This window comes from Streptomyces sp. NPDC014727, assembly GCF_043083485.1.
In the GTDB taxonomy this organism is placed as follows: Bacteria; Actinomycetota; Actinomycetes; order Streptomycetales; family Streptomycetaceae; genus Streptomyces.
In genome coordinates, this window is record NZ_JBIBYR010000003.1 from 227,526 (window position 1) to 240,864 (window position 13,339).

The 13,339-nt window shown below is 71.3% G+C and carries 12 protein-coding genes and 1 riboswitch; of the genes, 2 read left to right on the forward strand and 10 right to left on the reverse strand.

Going from position 1 to position 13,339, the window contains the following annotated elements; genetic code table 11:
• Nucleotides 1-170: 170 nt before the first annotated feature.
• Nucleotides 171-1,136, forward strand: coding sequence for an RNA polymerase sigma factor SigF (locus ACF1B9_RS07085; RefSeq protein ID WP_391739516.1), 966 nt, complete (start codon nt 171-173; stop codon nt 1,134-1,136).
• 195 nt (nt 1,137-1,331) lie between these two features.
• Here the strand turns inward: ACF1B9_RS07085 and ACF1B9_RS07090 are convergent, their stop codons facing one another.
• From ACF1B9_RS07090 to ACF1B9_RS07105, 4 genes are all read right to left on the reverse strand, one after another.
• The gene (locus ACF1B9_RS07090) at nt 1,332-2,240 is read right to left on the reverse strand and encodes an NAD(P)-dependent oxidoreductase (RefSeq protein ID WP_391739517.1); all 909 of its coding nucleotides are present in this window, start codon (nt 2,238-2,240) and stop codon (nt 1,332-1,334) included.
• Between the two features lie 52 nt (nt 2,241-2,292).
• Nucleotides 2,293-3,015: an adenosylcobinamide amidohydrolase gene (locus ACF1B9_RS07095; protein ID WP_391739518.1), complete on the reverse strand. Its 723-nt coding sequence runs from the start codon at nt 3,013-3,015 to the stop codon at nt 2,293-2,295.
• Between the two features lie 104 nt (nt 3,016-3,119).
• Nucleotides 3,120-4,355 (reverse strand): cytochrome P450, encoded by a 1,236-nt coding sequence (locus tag ACF1B9_RS07100; RefSeq protein WP_391739753.1) that lies wholly within the window; start codon nt 4,353-4,355, stop codon nt 3,120-3,122.
• Between the two features lie 146 nt (nt 4,356-4,501).
• Nucleotides 4,502-5,029, reverse strand: a complete 528-nt coding sequence (locus tag ACF1B9_RS07105; protein ID WP_391739519.1) for an arylamine N-acetyltransferase — start codon at nt 5,027-5,029, stop codon at nt 4,502-4,504.
• A gap of 313 nt (nt 5,030-5,342) precedes the next feature.
• On the opposite strand from ACF1B9_RS07105, the gene ACF1B9_RS07110 reads away from it, so the two are divergent.
• The gene (locus ACF1B9_RS07110) at nt 5,343-6,371 is read left to right on the forward strand and encodes a PRC and DUF2382 domain-containing protein (RefSeq protein ID WP_391739520.1); all 1,029 of its coding nucleotides are present in this window, start codon (nt 5,343-5,345) and stop codon (nt 6,369-6,371) included.
• Between the two features lie 83 nt (nt 6,372-6,454).
• Here the strand turns inward: ACF1B9_RS07110 and ACF1B9_RS07115 are convergent, their stop codons facing one another.
• The 6 genes from ACF1B9_RS07115 to ACF1B9_RS07140 form a co-directional block, all read right to left on the reverse strand.
• Complete coding sequence (locus tag ACF1B9_RS07115) at nt 6,455-7,249, reverse strand: ABC transporter ATP-binding protein (RefSeq protein WP_391739521.1); 795 nt, start codon at nt 7,247-7,249, stop codon at nt 6,455-6,457.
• On the reverse strand, nt 7,246-8,337 hold the full coding sequence (locus ACF1B9_RS07120; protein ID WP_391739522.1) for a FecCD family ABC transporter permease: 1,092 nt from the start codon (nt 8,335-8,337) through the stop codon (nt 7,246-7,248). The genes ACF1B9_RS07115 and ACF1B9_RS07120 overlap by 4 nt, the downstream gene beginning before the upstream one ends.
• Nucleotides 8,334-9,344: an ABC transporter substrate-binding protein gene (locus tag ACF1B9_RS07125; RefSeq protein ID WP_391739523.1), complete on the reverse strand. Its 1,011-nt coding sequence runs from the start codon at nt 9,342-9,344 to the stop codon at nt 8,334-8,336. Before ACF1B9_RS07125 ends, ACF1B9_RS07120 begins: the two co-directional genes overlap by 4 nt.
• Before the next feature lie 91 nt (nt 9,345-9,435).
• A riboswitch (cobalamin riboswitch) is annotated at nt 9,436-9,625 on the reverse strand.
• A 77-nt stretch (nt 9,626-9,702) separates the two neighbouring features.
• A complete protein-coding gene (locus tag ACF1B9_RS07130) occupies nt 9,703-10,926 on the reverse strand; it encodes a beta-ketoacyl-[acyl-carrier-protein] synthase family protein (RefSeq protein WP_391739524.1) in 1,224 nt (407 codons plus the stop codon).
• Complete coding sequence (locus ACF1B9_RS07135) at nt 10,923-11,198, reverse strand: acyl carrier protein (protein WP_391739525.1); 276 nt, start codon at nt 11,196-11,198, stop codon at nt 10,923-10,925. The genes ACF1B9_RS07130 and ACF1B9_RS07135 overlap by 4 nt, the downstream gene beginning before the upstream one ends.
• 260 nt (nt 11,199-11,458) lie before the next feature.
• Nucleotides 11,459-13,330: an acyl-CoA dehydrogenase gene (locus tag ACF1B9_RS07140; RefSeq protein WP_391739526.1), complete on the reverse strand. Its 1,872-nt coding sequence runs from the start codon at nt 13,328-13,330 to the stop codon at nt 11,459-11,461.
• Nucleotides 13,331-13,339: the final 9 nt, after the last annotated feature.

The following is a 13,339-nucleotide window of genomic DNA, read 5'->3' on the forward strand; positions in this document are numbered from 1 at the left end:
GGGCGGTTCTGCAGTCCGATGCGGCTCAGCCCGCACAGATATGACGGACCATCACGAGTGTTCCCGGCCATTGATGCCGTGTGACCTGATCAACTCCCTTCTTCTCGCATGAGAACCGCCTTCGGGGGCAGGCGCATACACCTCACCTACGACCAGGGGAGCGTGACGAAATGACGGCGCACACCGCGCGGACTGCCAGTGCGGAGCGAGCGGAGAGTGCACGATCGACACCGGCAGTCGTGCCGTTCGACACCGGCGCGCGCCCGGGAACCGCCCCGGGCGCCGGGGAGATCGCGGACCCTGCCGCCGATACCGGCGAGCTGCCATGGATCGAGGACGCGGGAAAGGTCGCTCCGGCCGACGCCCGGGACCTGTCCCGGTTGTTCTTCAAGCGCCTCCAGCTCCTGGAGGAGGGAACCTCCGCTCACCAGTACGCGCGCAACACCCTCATCGAGATGAACCTCTCCCTCGTCCGATTCGCCGCGGGACGGTTCCGGCACCGGGGCGGCGGTGACATGGAGGACATCGTCCAGGTCGGCACCATCGGGCTGATCAAGGCCATCGACCGGTTCGACCTCTCCCGCGAGGTCGAGTTCACCTCTTTCGCAATCCCGTACATCACCGGCGAGATCAAACGATTCTTCCGCGACACCAGCTGGGCGGTGCACGTTCCACGCAGGCTGCAGGAGTTGCGGGTCGACATCGCCAGGACGAGGGACTCCCTGGCCGCGGAACTCGACCGCGACCCCACCGTCCCGGAGCTGGCCGAGCAGCTGGGGCTCAACGAGGACGAGGTCACCGAGGGCATCGTGGCGGCCAACGGGTACACGGCGGGTTCGCTGGACGTGCCGGCCGACGCGGCGGACGCGGGACGACGCAAGGCACCGGGGCGCACCTTCGCGGATGTCCTGGGCGCACCCGATCCCGCGATGGAGACGGTCGAGAACCTGCATGCGCTCGCGCCGCTGCTGAGCGACCTCGACGACCGTGAGCGCCGCATCATCGACATGCGTTTCGGTCATGAGATGACCCAGTCACAGATCGGCGCGGAGCTCGGCATCTCGCAGATGCATGTGTCGCGACTGATCAGCAGGATTCTGCTGAAGCTCCGCAGCGGGATGTTCGTCGAGGAATGACGTGGCCCGGACGCGGTCTTCGCCTGTTGCCGAGCGGCGGACCGCCTCACCGCCCGGCCCGGCATCCGTGTCCGTGTCCGTGCATCGCTCTCTTACGTGGCGGCCGAGCGATGTCGGTCTGCTCGTTTGGCGGTCGGTGACGCACCTCCGTACCTCCGCCGCACCTCTGCTCAGGACGAGCAGGCCGAGGCGGAGTCAGCCGCCGTCCTTCCCCGGTGCCCGGCCCGCGTAGAAGGTGGCGATCATGTCCTCGCCGCCGTACCCCGCCGCCTCGGCACGCACGAAACGGTCGGCCGAGGCGGCGACCAGGTCCAGCCGCACACCCGATGCCCCGGCGGCGGCCAGGATGAGACGGGTGTCCTTGAGGGCCGTGGACAGGGTGAAGCTCGGGGCGAGGTCACCGGTGAGGACGGCGGCCGACTTGCCCTGGAGGTACGGGGAGTCCAACGGGCCGCCCCGCATGGCATCGAGGAAAGTCCGGGGATCGATCTCCAGGCCCTCGGCCAGGTTGAGACATTCCGCGACGCTGTTGACCAGGTTGATCACCCAGGTGTTGACCACGAGTTTCAGCCGCGAGGCCGCTCCCGGGACCTCGGCGACCCAGACCGTTCGCTCTCCGACCGCGTCCAGCACGGGTTCCACGGTCTGGCGGACGGCGGACGGACCGGAGACGAATACTGTCAACTTGCCTTGCTCCGCAGGCTGTTTGGTGCCGGAGACCGGTGCGTCGAGATAGATCAGACCCAGATCCGCCGCCCGTCGGACGAGATCGTCGGTGGCGTCGGGCCCGATCGTCGAGCTCTGGAGCAGTACCTGCCCCGTGCGCAGGCCGGGTGCCGCGGCGGTGAGTGCGGCGGCGACGGCCGGGCCGTCGCGGAGCATGGCGAGGACGACATCGGCGCCGCACACGGCTTCCTCCGCCGTCTCCGTCACCGTGGCGCCATCGGCGGCGAGCGGGGCCGCCTTGGCCTGCGTGCGGTTCCAGGCACGGACGTCGAGTCCGGCCCGGAGCAGGCTCCGGGCCATGCCTGATCCCATGATTCCGGTACCGAGGACGGCGACGGTCGGCCGTTGCCGTGCGGTTTCGGCGGCGCTTGGGTTCATGGGAGGACTCCCTTCGTCGGCCGCGCCTGTGCGGTCGCGGCGCGGTGGGTTCTCAGGATTGCCTCAGCGCCCCTTCGAGAACGGCAACGTGCACGGCCCTGGCGAGTCGCGCGCCCCAGCGGGAGCGCGGTCCGGCGAAGGCCTCCCCGGGGACGGACCCCGGGGAGGGAGCGGCGACGCACACGGCGTCGGTGGGGGTGCCGGAGCAGTCGAGGCCCGCGTCCAGGAGTGCCTGGACCTTGGCCTCGGTGGCCGTGGCGACCGCGTTGACGAGTGCGGCGTCGGAGAGGGCCACCGGGAGGGTGATGACGATGTTGACCGTGCCCGGCCGGGGTGGTTCCCCGGTGCCCCCGGCCGGGGCGGCGGCCCAGCCGCGTACGCCGAGTCCGCAGGTGACGGTCGCCGTCACGCCCTCGTCGGCCGCGACGGTGTACGCGGTGACATCAGCGGCCGTCATCAGTCCGGCGCCGGGCCCCGTGAGGTGTTCCGCCGCGGCGATCTCGGCGAGGTGGCGGTCTGGATCGAGACGGGGATAGCCGCCGGGCACCTGGGCGTTGAGGATCCAGGCGCGTGCGCCGATGCCGCCGCCGAGCACGGCGCTGCTGCACACCCGCCAGCCCGGCCCCAGCCGCCACACCAGATGGTGAAGTTCTTGACCCTCCTCGTGCCGGGCGAGCAGTTCACCCCGTTGTCGGGGCAGCCGGATTCGTACGGAACGGATGAGGCACCCCCGGTGGCGCGGCAGGACGAGGTCGGCGGTCGGCCGGTCGATCATATGCGCCGAGGGTACGAGCTTCGGCCGTGGCGCCGGTGTCCGTGCGGTGCCACGGTGACACGTCGGTGTGCTTTCCCGTGCCGCACGGATGAGTGCGGGCGCCTTCAGTCCGTGGCGGGAGCCGTGCCGGGCCGGAGCCGTACCGGCAGGGTCCCCGTGCTGTTGCCGACGAACCCGGCGTGCCGGGGCAACACGCTGCCGGGGACGGCGAGGTCCAGCTCCGGGAAGCGGGTGAACAGCTGTTCCAGGGCGATCGTGGCTTCCATCCGGGCGAGCGGCGCTCCCAGGCAGTAGTGCGGTCCGTGGCCGAGCGAGAGATGCCGGGCCGCGGTTTCCCTGGCCGGTCTGGTCACGTCGAAGAGGTCGGCATCGGGCCCGTGCGCGGCCTTGTCCCGGCCGGCGGCCGAGTACCCGGCGAGCACGGGTGTGCCCTTGGGGACGACGGTTCCGTCGATGGTGAGGTCGCGGGTCGGATAGCGGAACGGGAAGTAGCTGACCGGGCTGTCCCAGCGCAGTGTCTCCTCCACCACGTCGGCCCACCGTGCCCGGCCGGACCTCACCAGGCCGAGCTGGTCGGGGTGGGTGCACAGGGCCCGTACGGCGTTGGTGACGAGGTTCAGCGTCGTCTCGTGTCCCGCGATGATCATCAGGAGCAGGGTGCCGATGAGCTCCTCCTGACCGAGGCGGCCACCGCCTTCGTCGCGGGCGGCGATCAGGGCGCTGGTCAGGTCGTCGCCCGGCTGCTCCGCGCGGGCGGCGGCGACCGCTGCGAGCAGGGCCAGCAGCTCCCTGTTGGCGGCCATCGCCTCCTCGGGGCCGGTGTCGGTCGCGACCACCTGGCTGGAGAGACGGTGCAGCCGGTCCTGGTACCGGGCGTCGACCCCGAGAAGGTCGCAGATGACGCCCATCGGCAGCGGCAGTGCGAACCGGGCGCGCAGATCGACCGTTCCGTCGCCCTCCGCGGCGGCACGTTCGACGCCGTCGAGCAGTTCGGCGGTGACGGCCTCCATCCGCGACCGAAGCGCTTCCACCCGCCGTGCGGTGAATGCCTTGCCGACCAGTGAGCGCAGCCGCCGGTGGTCCTCGCCGTCGGCCGTCGTCATGCCCCGCACGGTCGCGAAAGTCTTCAGCGGCCAGCCGTCGGGGATGCGTCCCTCGGCCAGCTCGGTGAAGTGGCGTGCGTCCTTGGCCACGTCGGGGTGGGCGAGGAACTCCTTGAGCGCCTCGTGTCCGAGGACCGCCATCCCGGCCACGCCGCCCGGAAGCACGACGGATGCCACGGCCCCTCGGGCGAGCAGCCCGGCGTTGTCCGCGTGCGGGCAGCCGCCGGCCGGGTCCATGCGGTACGGGGTACTGGTCAACGGGGGCTCTCCTGAAGGTCGTCGGCCGGTGGGCGGTGAGCTTGGAGCGAAAACCATCCCGACCCAGGTCGAGGGCGGGCTGAGGGTGACCGTTCAGACCGTTTACGGCTGGAAGTACTCCGACATCAGGGCGCTGACCCATTCCGGCTGCGGTCATGGGTGAACCGCCAGCCGCCGGGCACCGCCGCCGACGGGGCCATCGCATAGGTGAACGGCCCCTGGGTGTAGCTGCCTTCGCGCAGCGGCAACGGCTCGTACATTCCGCCGGCGAGCCCGGTGTCGACCAGCCACGGCTCGCCGTCGAGCCGCACGGTGAGCGCGAGATGGTCCCCGGCCGCGCCCGCAGGGTCCTCGGGGGTGCCCTGCACCCCGGCCCGGTGCAGGGTGACGTCGTAGCCGAGGGACGCCAGCAGGGCCCCGAAGGCCCCGTTGAGGTGGAAGCAGTAGCCGCCGCGCCCGCGCATGATCCGGGCCACGGATTCCTCGGCGCCGATGCCTGTCGGCCGCCCCAGATGGATGTCGAGGTTCTCGTAGGCGACCCGCTCCACCTGCGCCCGGTGCAGTGCCCGCAGCGCCTCGGCGGTCGGGGCCGCCGACCGGGCCACCCCCAGCACGGCCAGATACCCGTCGACGTCGATCGTGCTCCCCCTCACCGTCCGAACGGATCATCAGGATAGTCGCCGGTACCACCGCGCCGGGCGGCGCCTCGACGCATGCCCGGCCGCCGCCTGGGGGCGCACGGCGCGCACCCGCCACACCTCCACGCCTCACCCGATCGGCCTAACGCGGGAGCGGCGTGCGCACCGCCGTGACAGGCGGCCAGCAACGAGGCGCCGAGCATGCGGGGGACGGGCTCCGCAGGTGGGGAGGTTGCAGCGTCCATCCGGGTGAGGCGCGATGGAAGTCGGACGCGCCTCCCCTGATGGACCCAGCCACAGGACGCGCCCAGGCGAGGAGGAATCGGTCATGGGAGCCGCTGGCGGTTTCACGGATTCCGGAGAGCTCGACGGCCTGACGGTGTACGACAACGCGGGCGAGAAGATCGGCAGTGTGGGCCGGGTGTATGTCGACGACAACACCGGCCGCCCGGACTGGATCACGGTCAAGACCGGCCTGTTCGGCATGAAGGAGAGCTTCGTGCCACTTGCGGGGGCGCGTCGTGTCGGCTCCGACCTGCACATCTCACATCCGAAGGACCGCGTCAAGGAAGCCCCCCGTGTGGACGCGGACGCGCATCTGTCGGTGGTGGAGGAGGAAGAGCTCTACCGCCACTACGGCCTTGCCAGAGACACCACCGCCAGACTCAGCGGCCGTGCGGACACCGGGAGGACGACGTCCGAAACCGGCACCACGGCCATGGGCGCGGCGGGAGCCGCCGGCACCGGGCGCCCGACCGGGGGTGAGCGGCCGACCGCGGCCGGAACCCCGGCAACCGGTACGGGTACCTCCCGGACCCCCACCTCGCGGACGGGCGGTCCGGTCGGCGCGGACACCGGGACGGCCGGCGCGGCCCGTCCCCTCGTCGGCGCCGGGGCGGGTTCCGAAGGGTCCGCCGCCGACCTGGGCGCCAAGGAGGAACTGATCCGCTCCGAGGAGCAACTGCTCGTCGGCACCGAGGAGTACGAGAGCGGCAAGGCCCGTCTGCACAAGTACGTCGTCACCGAGAACGTCACCAGGACGGTGCCGGTGACACACGAAGAGGTGCGGGTGATCCGTGAACCCCTGCAGCCCGGCGAAAGGGCGGCGGCGGGGCGCTCGGACATCCGTGAGCAGGATGTCGAGGTCACCCTGCATGCCGAGCGTGCCACGATGCGCAAGGAGACGGTGCCGGTCGAACGGGTCCGCATGGAGACCAAGAGGGTGACCGAGCAGAAGGAGATCTCCGCCGAACTCCGCAAGGAGCAGATCGACTACGCCGACAGCAAGGGCATCGGCAGCAAGGACATCGGTGGCAAGGACGCGGGCGGCGAGTTCGGCCGGGGACGCCACCGCTGACCCCCGCTCACCGTGGCGTACCGCCGCGATGCGACCGCGAGTGAGGGACGGACCCGTGTGTGCCGGGGCCCGTCCTCTCGCCGTCAGCGCTCGGGGCGCTCGGGCACGAAGCGCACCGACGGCCGCCCGTCGGGGCCGTCCGGCGCGACCCGCGCCCTGACCCGGTAGACGTCGGCGATGAGTTCCTCGGTGATCACTTCCGCGGGGGTTCCGGCGGCCACCACGCGCCCCTGCTTCATGACGACGATCCGGTCGCAGAACATCGCGGCCAGATTGAGGTCGTGCAGAGCGATCACACCGGTGAGGGGCAACGAGGCGATCAGCGACATCAGTTCCAGCTGGTGCTGGATGTCCAGGTGGTTCGTCGGCTCGTCGAGCAGCAGTTCACGCGGTTGCTGAGCCAGTGCGCGCGCGATCTGGACCCTTTGCCGCTCGCCTCCGGAGAGGGTGTGCCAGGACTGGCCGCAGCGGTCGGCGAGACCGGTCCGCTCCAGGGCTTCGCGCACCGCTTCGTCGTCCGCCCGGCCGGGCGCCGCCCAGGCCCTGCGGTGCGGGATGCGGCCGAGTCGCACCACGTCCAGGACGCTCAGCTCGACCTGGGTCACGGCGTGCTGGTCGACCACCGCGACCCTTCGGGCCACCGTTCGGCGGCCGATCTCGTCGAGCCGCCGGCCGTCGAGGGTGACGACGCCCGTCTCCGGGGCGAGGACTCCCGCGAGCACCCGCAGGAGAGTCGACTTGCCGGACCCGTTCGGCCCGATCAGCCCGACGGTGGCGCCGGGCGGCGGGGCGAGGTGGACGCCGTCGAGTACGAGCCGGCCGCCCGCCTCCCGGCTGACCCGCTCGGCCCGCAGCCCTCGGGTGGCTCCGCCCGTCATGCGATTCTCCGGGTGCGGTACAGGACCAGGACGAACGCGGGAACACCGATGAGGGCGGTGACGACGCCCACCGGCACCTCCTGCGGGTCGAGAACCGTCCTGGCCAGGGTGTCGACCCAGACCAGGAAGACGGCCCCGGCCAGGGCGGTGACCGGCAGCAGTCGCCGGTGACCAGAACCCGCGAGCGCACGGGCGGCGTGCGGCAGCACCAGGCCGACGAAGCCGATGGCTCCGGCCGAGCTGACGAGCGCGGCGGTCAGCAGCGCTGTCGTGCACAGCAGCACGATCCGGGTGCGCGCGACATGGACGCCGAGCGAGGCAGCGGCGTCCTGGCCGAACGCGAAGGCGTCGAGTGTGCGGGCGTGTCCCAGGCAGATCAGCAGCGTCACGACGAGAACGGCGGAGCAGATCCACACATCGCTCCAACCGACTCCGCCGAGCGAGCCCAGCAGCCAGAACAGCACCCCGCGGGTCTGCTCGGCGTCGGCGGAGGTCATCACGACGAAGGAGGTGAGCGCGGAGAACAGTTGCATGGCCGCGACACCGGAGAGGACGACCCGGTCGGTCGTGCCGCCCAGGGTGTGGCTGAGCAGCAGGACGAGGGCGAACGAGCACAGGGCGCCGATGAACGCGCCGGTCGAGATCGACACCGCTCCCCCGCCGACGCCGAGGACGACGACCACGACCGCGCCGGTCGACGCACCGGAGGAGACGCCGAGGACGAACGGGTCGGCGAGCGGGTTGCGGAGCAGGGACTGCATGACGGTGCCGCACACAGCCAGCCCGGCGCCGCACACCGCGGCGAGCAGGGTGCGCGGCATGCGCAGGTTCCAGACGATGCCGTCCCGGATCGGCGTGAGCCGTGACCGGCCCCAGCCGAGGTGGGAGGCGGTCGTGGACCAGACGTCGGCGACGGAGATACGGGCGGGGCCGATGGTGACGGCGATCGCGACGGACAGCACGAGCAGCGCGATGCCGCAGCCCCACAGGACTCCGCCGCGCAGCTTCCGCGGCCCCGTCGCGCCGCGCGCGCCTGCCGCGGAGGTCCGTGACGTGTCCGGGGCCGCGGCGCGTCCCGTGTCCGTCATCCCGCGAGTCCGAAGGCGCGCAGCCCGGCGGCGACGCGTTCCACGCCCTCGACCGTCCGGATGGACGGGTTCATGGCCTGGCCGCTCAGCAGGACGTATCGCTGGTGCCTGACGGCGTCCATGTTCTTGGTGACGGGGTTGGACTCCAGGAATTCGATCTTCTTCGCGGCGCTCTCGGCGGTCTGTGCCTTACGGGTCAGGTCGCCGATGACGAGGACGTCGGGGTCGCGGTCGGCGACGGTCTCCCAGCTGATCTGGGGCCATTCGTCGTGGGTGTCGTCGAAGACGTTCTTGGCGCCGAGTTCCCTGGTGATGATGCCGGGTGCTCCGCAGCAGCCGGCCAGGTAGGGGGCCTTGGAGTCGGAGAACCAGTAGAGGATGGTGGCGTCGGAGGCGTCGACGCCCTCGGCCGCCTTCTTCACCCGGGCCCGCAGTTGCGCCACGAGCTTGTCGCCGCGGCCGGCCACGCCGAACACCCGGGCCAGTTCGCGCACCTCGTCGTAGACGCTGTCCATGGCCAGTGGCTCGGTACGGGCGCCGTCCCCGCTGCCGCTGTTGTCCTTGCCGGTGCAGTCGGCGGGCGAGACATAGGTGGGGACCCCGAGTTCCTCGAACTGTTCGCGCGGGGCGACACCGCCCTTGGCGAGCGTCGACTCGAACGACGCGCTGATGAAGTCGGGTTCCTGGTCGAGGACCTTCTCCGACGACGGCCGGTTGTCCGCGATCCTCGGGACGCCGGCATTGACCTTCTCCAGCCCCTTCATCACCGGGTCGGTCCAGGTCGCGGTGGCGGCCAGCCGGTCGGCGAGGCCGAGGGAGAGCAGGATCTCCGTCGATCCCTGGTCGACCGACACGGCGCGGTGCGGTGCGGATTCGACGGTGACGGTGCGTCCGCAGTTCCTCAGCGTCACCGGGTATCCGTCGGTGGAGCCGGGCTTCGCGGCAGAATTGGTTGTTCCGCCCCCGCAGGCGGTCAGCAGGACGAGTCCCGCCGAGAAAGCGGCCATGGTGCGGACAGGGCTGGATATGGACGGCACGGAGTCCCTCTGCGTCTCTGGGCCCATACGCGGAGCCCGTTGTACGGCGTCCTGCGCCCGGTACCGGATCGCAGGTGCCAGCAGGTCTTCGGACTCGGGTTCCTGCGGACGGGACGCCTTCCCAGGACACCCGAGGGTGTTCCCAGTGGCCGTGGCCCCGCCCGTCCCCCTCACCGCTGCGCGTCAGTTCCGGATTCTCACCGGATTCCCTGACCCCTTCGTGGAGTTCGACTGGCTCCGGCAAGCTATCACGGGCCTCTGCGCAGCTCACGGGCGGTGTGGCCGGTGGTACGCCGGGCCGTTTCCCGTCGCACCACCTGCCTGGCGCCTACGGGCCCTGAAGAGCGATCACGGCGTTGTGTCCGCCGAATCCGAAGGAGTGGCTGACGGCACGCCGGATGGGCTGCCGCAGGGGAGACTTGGTGACGCAGTTGATGTCGAACTCGGGCGCCGGGGCGTCCAGATTGGCGATCGGCGGCACGATTCCGCGTTGCAGCGTCAGGACGGTCAGTCCGGCCTCGATCGCTCCGGCCGCCCCCATGCAGTGCCCCAGGACGCCCTTCGGGGCGGTGACGGGCGGCCGGTGCGGGTAGACCCGGGCGATGAGGGCGGCCTCGGTGGCGTCGTTGACCGGGGTGGCCGTGCCGTGTGCGTTGACGTGCTCGACGTCTCCCGCCGTCCAGCCGGCGTCGCGCAGCGCGATCTCCACCGCCGTCCGGGCCACCGCGCCGGACGGATGCGGGCTGATGGGATGGTGGGCGTCGGTGGTGGCCCCGGTGCCCGCGACCAGCGCCCGCGGCACCGTGCCCCGGGCACGGGCGTCGTCCGCCCGCTCCAGCACCATGACGGCGGCGCCCTCGCCCATGACCAGCCCGGCCCGGTCGGCGGCGAAGGGCCGGCACAGCCCGGCCGCGTCGCCGTCCCGCCGGGCCCCGGCTCCGGATCGGGCGAACCCGGCCATGGCGGCCGGATAGACGATCGACTCGGTGGCTCCGGCGATCGCGATGTCGCACTGCCCGGTGACCAGCAGATCGCGGGCGACGGACAGGGCCGTGACGCCGGACGAACAGGCGGTGCACGGCGCCATGCTGGGACCGGTCGCCCGCAACTGGATCGCGATCTCGGCCGCCGGCATGTTCGGAATGGTGAGCAGGATGCCCGACGGCGAGGTGGCGTCGGGCCCGAGCCGGTCGAGCACGACGGCCTGCTCGGTCAGTGAGGCGGAGCCCCCGCTGCTGGTGCCGACGACCACCGCGACCCTGCCGCCCTCCCACTCCGCCGGGTCGAGCCCGGCGTCGGCGACCGCCTCCCGGGCGGCGAGAACGGCGAACTTGGTGTACCTCCCCATCCGGAACGAGGTGCGTCCACCGACCGCGGCGTCCAGATCGATTCCGTCGACCGTGCAGGCGAAATCGATCGCGCAGCCTTCGAGTGCCGCAACGGTACGCACCGGCGAGATTCCGGCACACACGCCCTTCCAGGTGGATTCGGTGTCGTTGCCGACCGGGGTGATCATGCCCAGGCCGGTGACGGCGATGACGGGCCTGTTCATCGGGCGTTGCTCATCGGTGCCGCACCGCTCACCGGCGACCCGCCGTCGGCCCCGTCGATGAATCGCGTGATCTCGGCCAGGGTGGCGCCCTTGGGGAGCTTGTCGAAGTCTCCCTGGCCACCCAGCGTCTCCCTGATGAGCACGGCGAACTCGGCGACGGCGAGGGAGTCCATCTCCAGGCTGTCCATCGTGGAATCCGGACGGATCTCCACGGCGGGCACTTTGAAGGTGTGTGTCAGAACCTCGGTGATCTTGGGATGAATGGCACTCATGAGCTTCCTCTCCATCATTCGGTACGACTGCCGGTGACGGCGGGGGCACCGTCCCGACGCCGAATCAACTGGGTGACGTGTCTCCAGTTACGCCTTGTGCCGAACCGATTCGCCACCGCCCTGCCGCGGCCGCGTGCACCACCGGGACAGAACGGCTGCCGTACCCCAGAAGACCAGCAGCACAGCGCGGACACCGAGGGCTCCGGCCGCCTCCCGCACCGAGCGGGATCGCACAGCTGTTCCCGTTCTTGTCACGGTCCTCACCGTTCCCCCCGAACCGTCGCCCGGCCCCCGTCCGGCTGCCAGCCGGCCTCCGGATCGTCGTACGCCTCGATGTAGTCGGCCCCCGCGATGGGCCAGTCGGCGAGCAGTTCCGGCGGCAGCGCGAAGGAGTCCACGAGGGAGGGCAGATGAGCGGCGACGGCGGTGATCAGTCGGTCCACGATGTCCGGCAGATCATTGACCTGATCAACCGTCAGATGCCCTGCGGCCAGCAGGTCCCCGCTGTTCCGGGAGATCCGGTCGAGTGCGAACAGCCTCTGCAGGTCGACCAGTCGCTCACGGGCGGGACCGTCCCGAAGACCGGTCACCGCGTCCGTGTACGCCTCGGCGGCCTGCCAGTGGGCGTGCGCCTCGACGCCACGCAGGGCCGGCCCGGACGCGGCGTTCCACCGTCCCAGCGGATCGCCGTGCGGTGCGCGGCTCATCCGCTCCCTGGCCCGGCCGAACCAGATCCCCTCCAGGGCCGCCAGGAGCCCGCCGAGGAACCGGGGATCGTCGAGGTCGCCGGATTCCCCGCCGGAGGGAGCACCGTGGCCGGCCGGTTCGGTGGCGAAGAGCATTTCCGCGGCCGCCTTCGCGTGGATGGCCAGGTTGTCGCCCTCCGCCGTGATGGCGCCTTCCACCCCCGTGATGAGTTCGCTCATGCCGTTGTGTTCCAGAAGCGCCTGCGCACCGCACCGTTCGCGGCATTCGACGATCACGGACCTGGCCTGCCAGGTGATCCACCCCTTGGCGACGGCGACCAGTCTTTCCGCCTCCTCGCGGTCCGGACCCGGTCCGTCCACCCACGCCTCCCAGCGGTCCAGCGCCCGGCGGTGCAGCAGGCTCATCGCGAAGACGGTGGCCATGGCACGGGAGAGCGGGCCGTGGTGGCTGCGGTGGGCGATCACCGGGACCCGACGGGAGCCGCGGGGCCCGGTGATGTACCGGTGGCCGCCGTAGCGCACGGCGACCGCGAGCGTCGCGCGGGCGGAACCGACCGCGCAGGCGCTCATCGAGATCTTGCCGGAGGTGACGCGTCCGATCGACGCGAGGAGGCGGCCCCTGCGGTTGCCGACGGCGCTGCTGAACTCGCCGTCGTCACCGATCCGTCCATGGTCCCCGCCGAGCAACGCGTCGCGCGCCACGAAGACCTCGTCGAAGGAGGTCAGGCAGTGGTCCACCGGGCTCCCCGTGCGCGTGGGAAGCCTGCGGACCCGCACCCCGGGCAGCGCCCGGACGGCGTCGGTGAGCGGCACGAGGAAGAGGAAGACCCCGTGATCGGTGCCGTCGACGAGCAGACGCGCGGCCACGAGCCCCGTCTTGGGCCCGCCCGCCGGACTGGTGTTGGGCATGAACTTCTGGGCGCCCGCGTGAGGCGTGCGCAGAACGAACCCGTCGCGTTCGCGGTCATAGGCGGCCGTGGTCTCGACGGCAGCCGCGTCGTTGCCGTGAGCCACCTCTGTACAGAGAAAGGTGCCGACGCTCCGCAGCCGCAGAAAGTCCGACAGATCACGCCGTCCGTCGCCGTCGTGGTCCAGGAGGCTGCCGAGAAAGAGGTTGTAGTGGATGCCCGCCACCGTGGTCAGTGCCGGGTCGACCGGGCCGAGCCATTCGTGCAGGGCCGCGAGTGCACGCAGGTCGGCGGCGAGCCTGGCGCCGCTGTCCAGGCAGTCGTTGAGGATCCGGAGCCGCTCGTAGGCGAGTTGCAGGCGCTCCTCGGGGGTGCGGCGCTCCGGTCGGCGGAACGGTTCCGTGCTGATCAGCCGCTGCCAGAACGCGTGCTCCCGGCGGAAGCCGTTGCCGAGGAGCACGCCGGTGAGCAGGTCCGTGGACCGGTCGGCGGAGAGGCTGTCGGTCGTTGCGGTCATGAGACAACA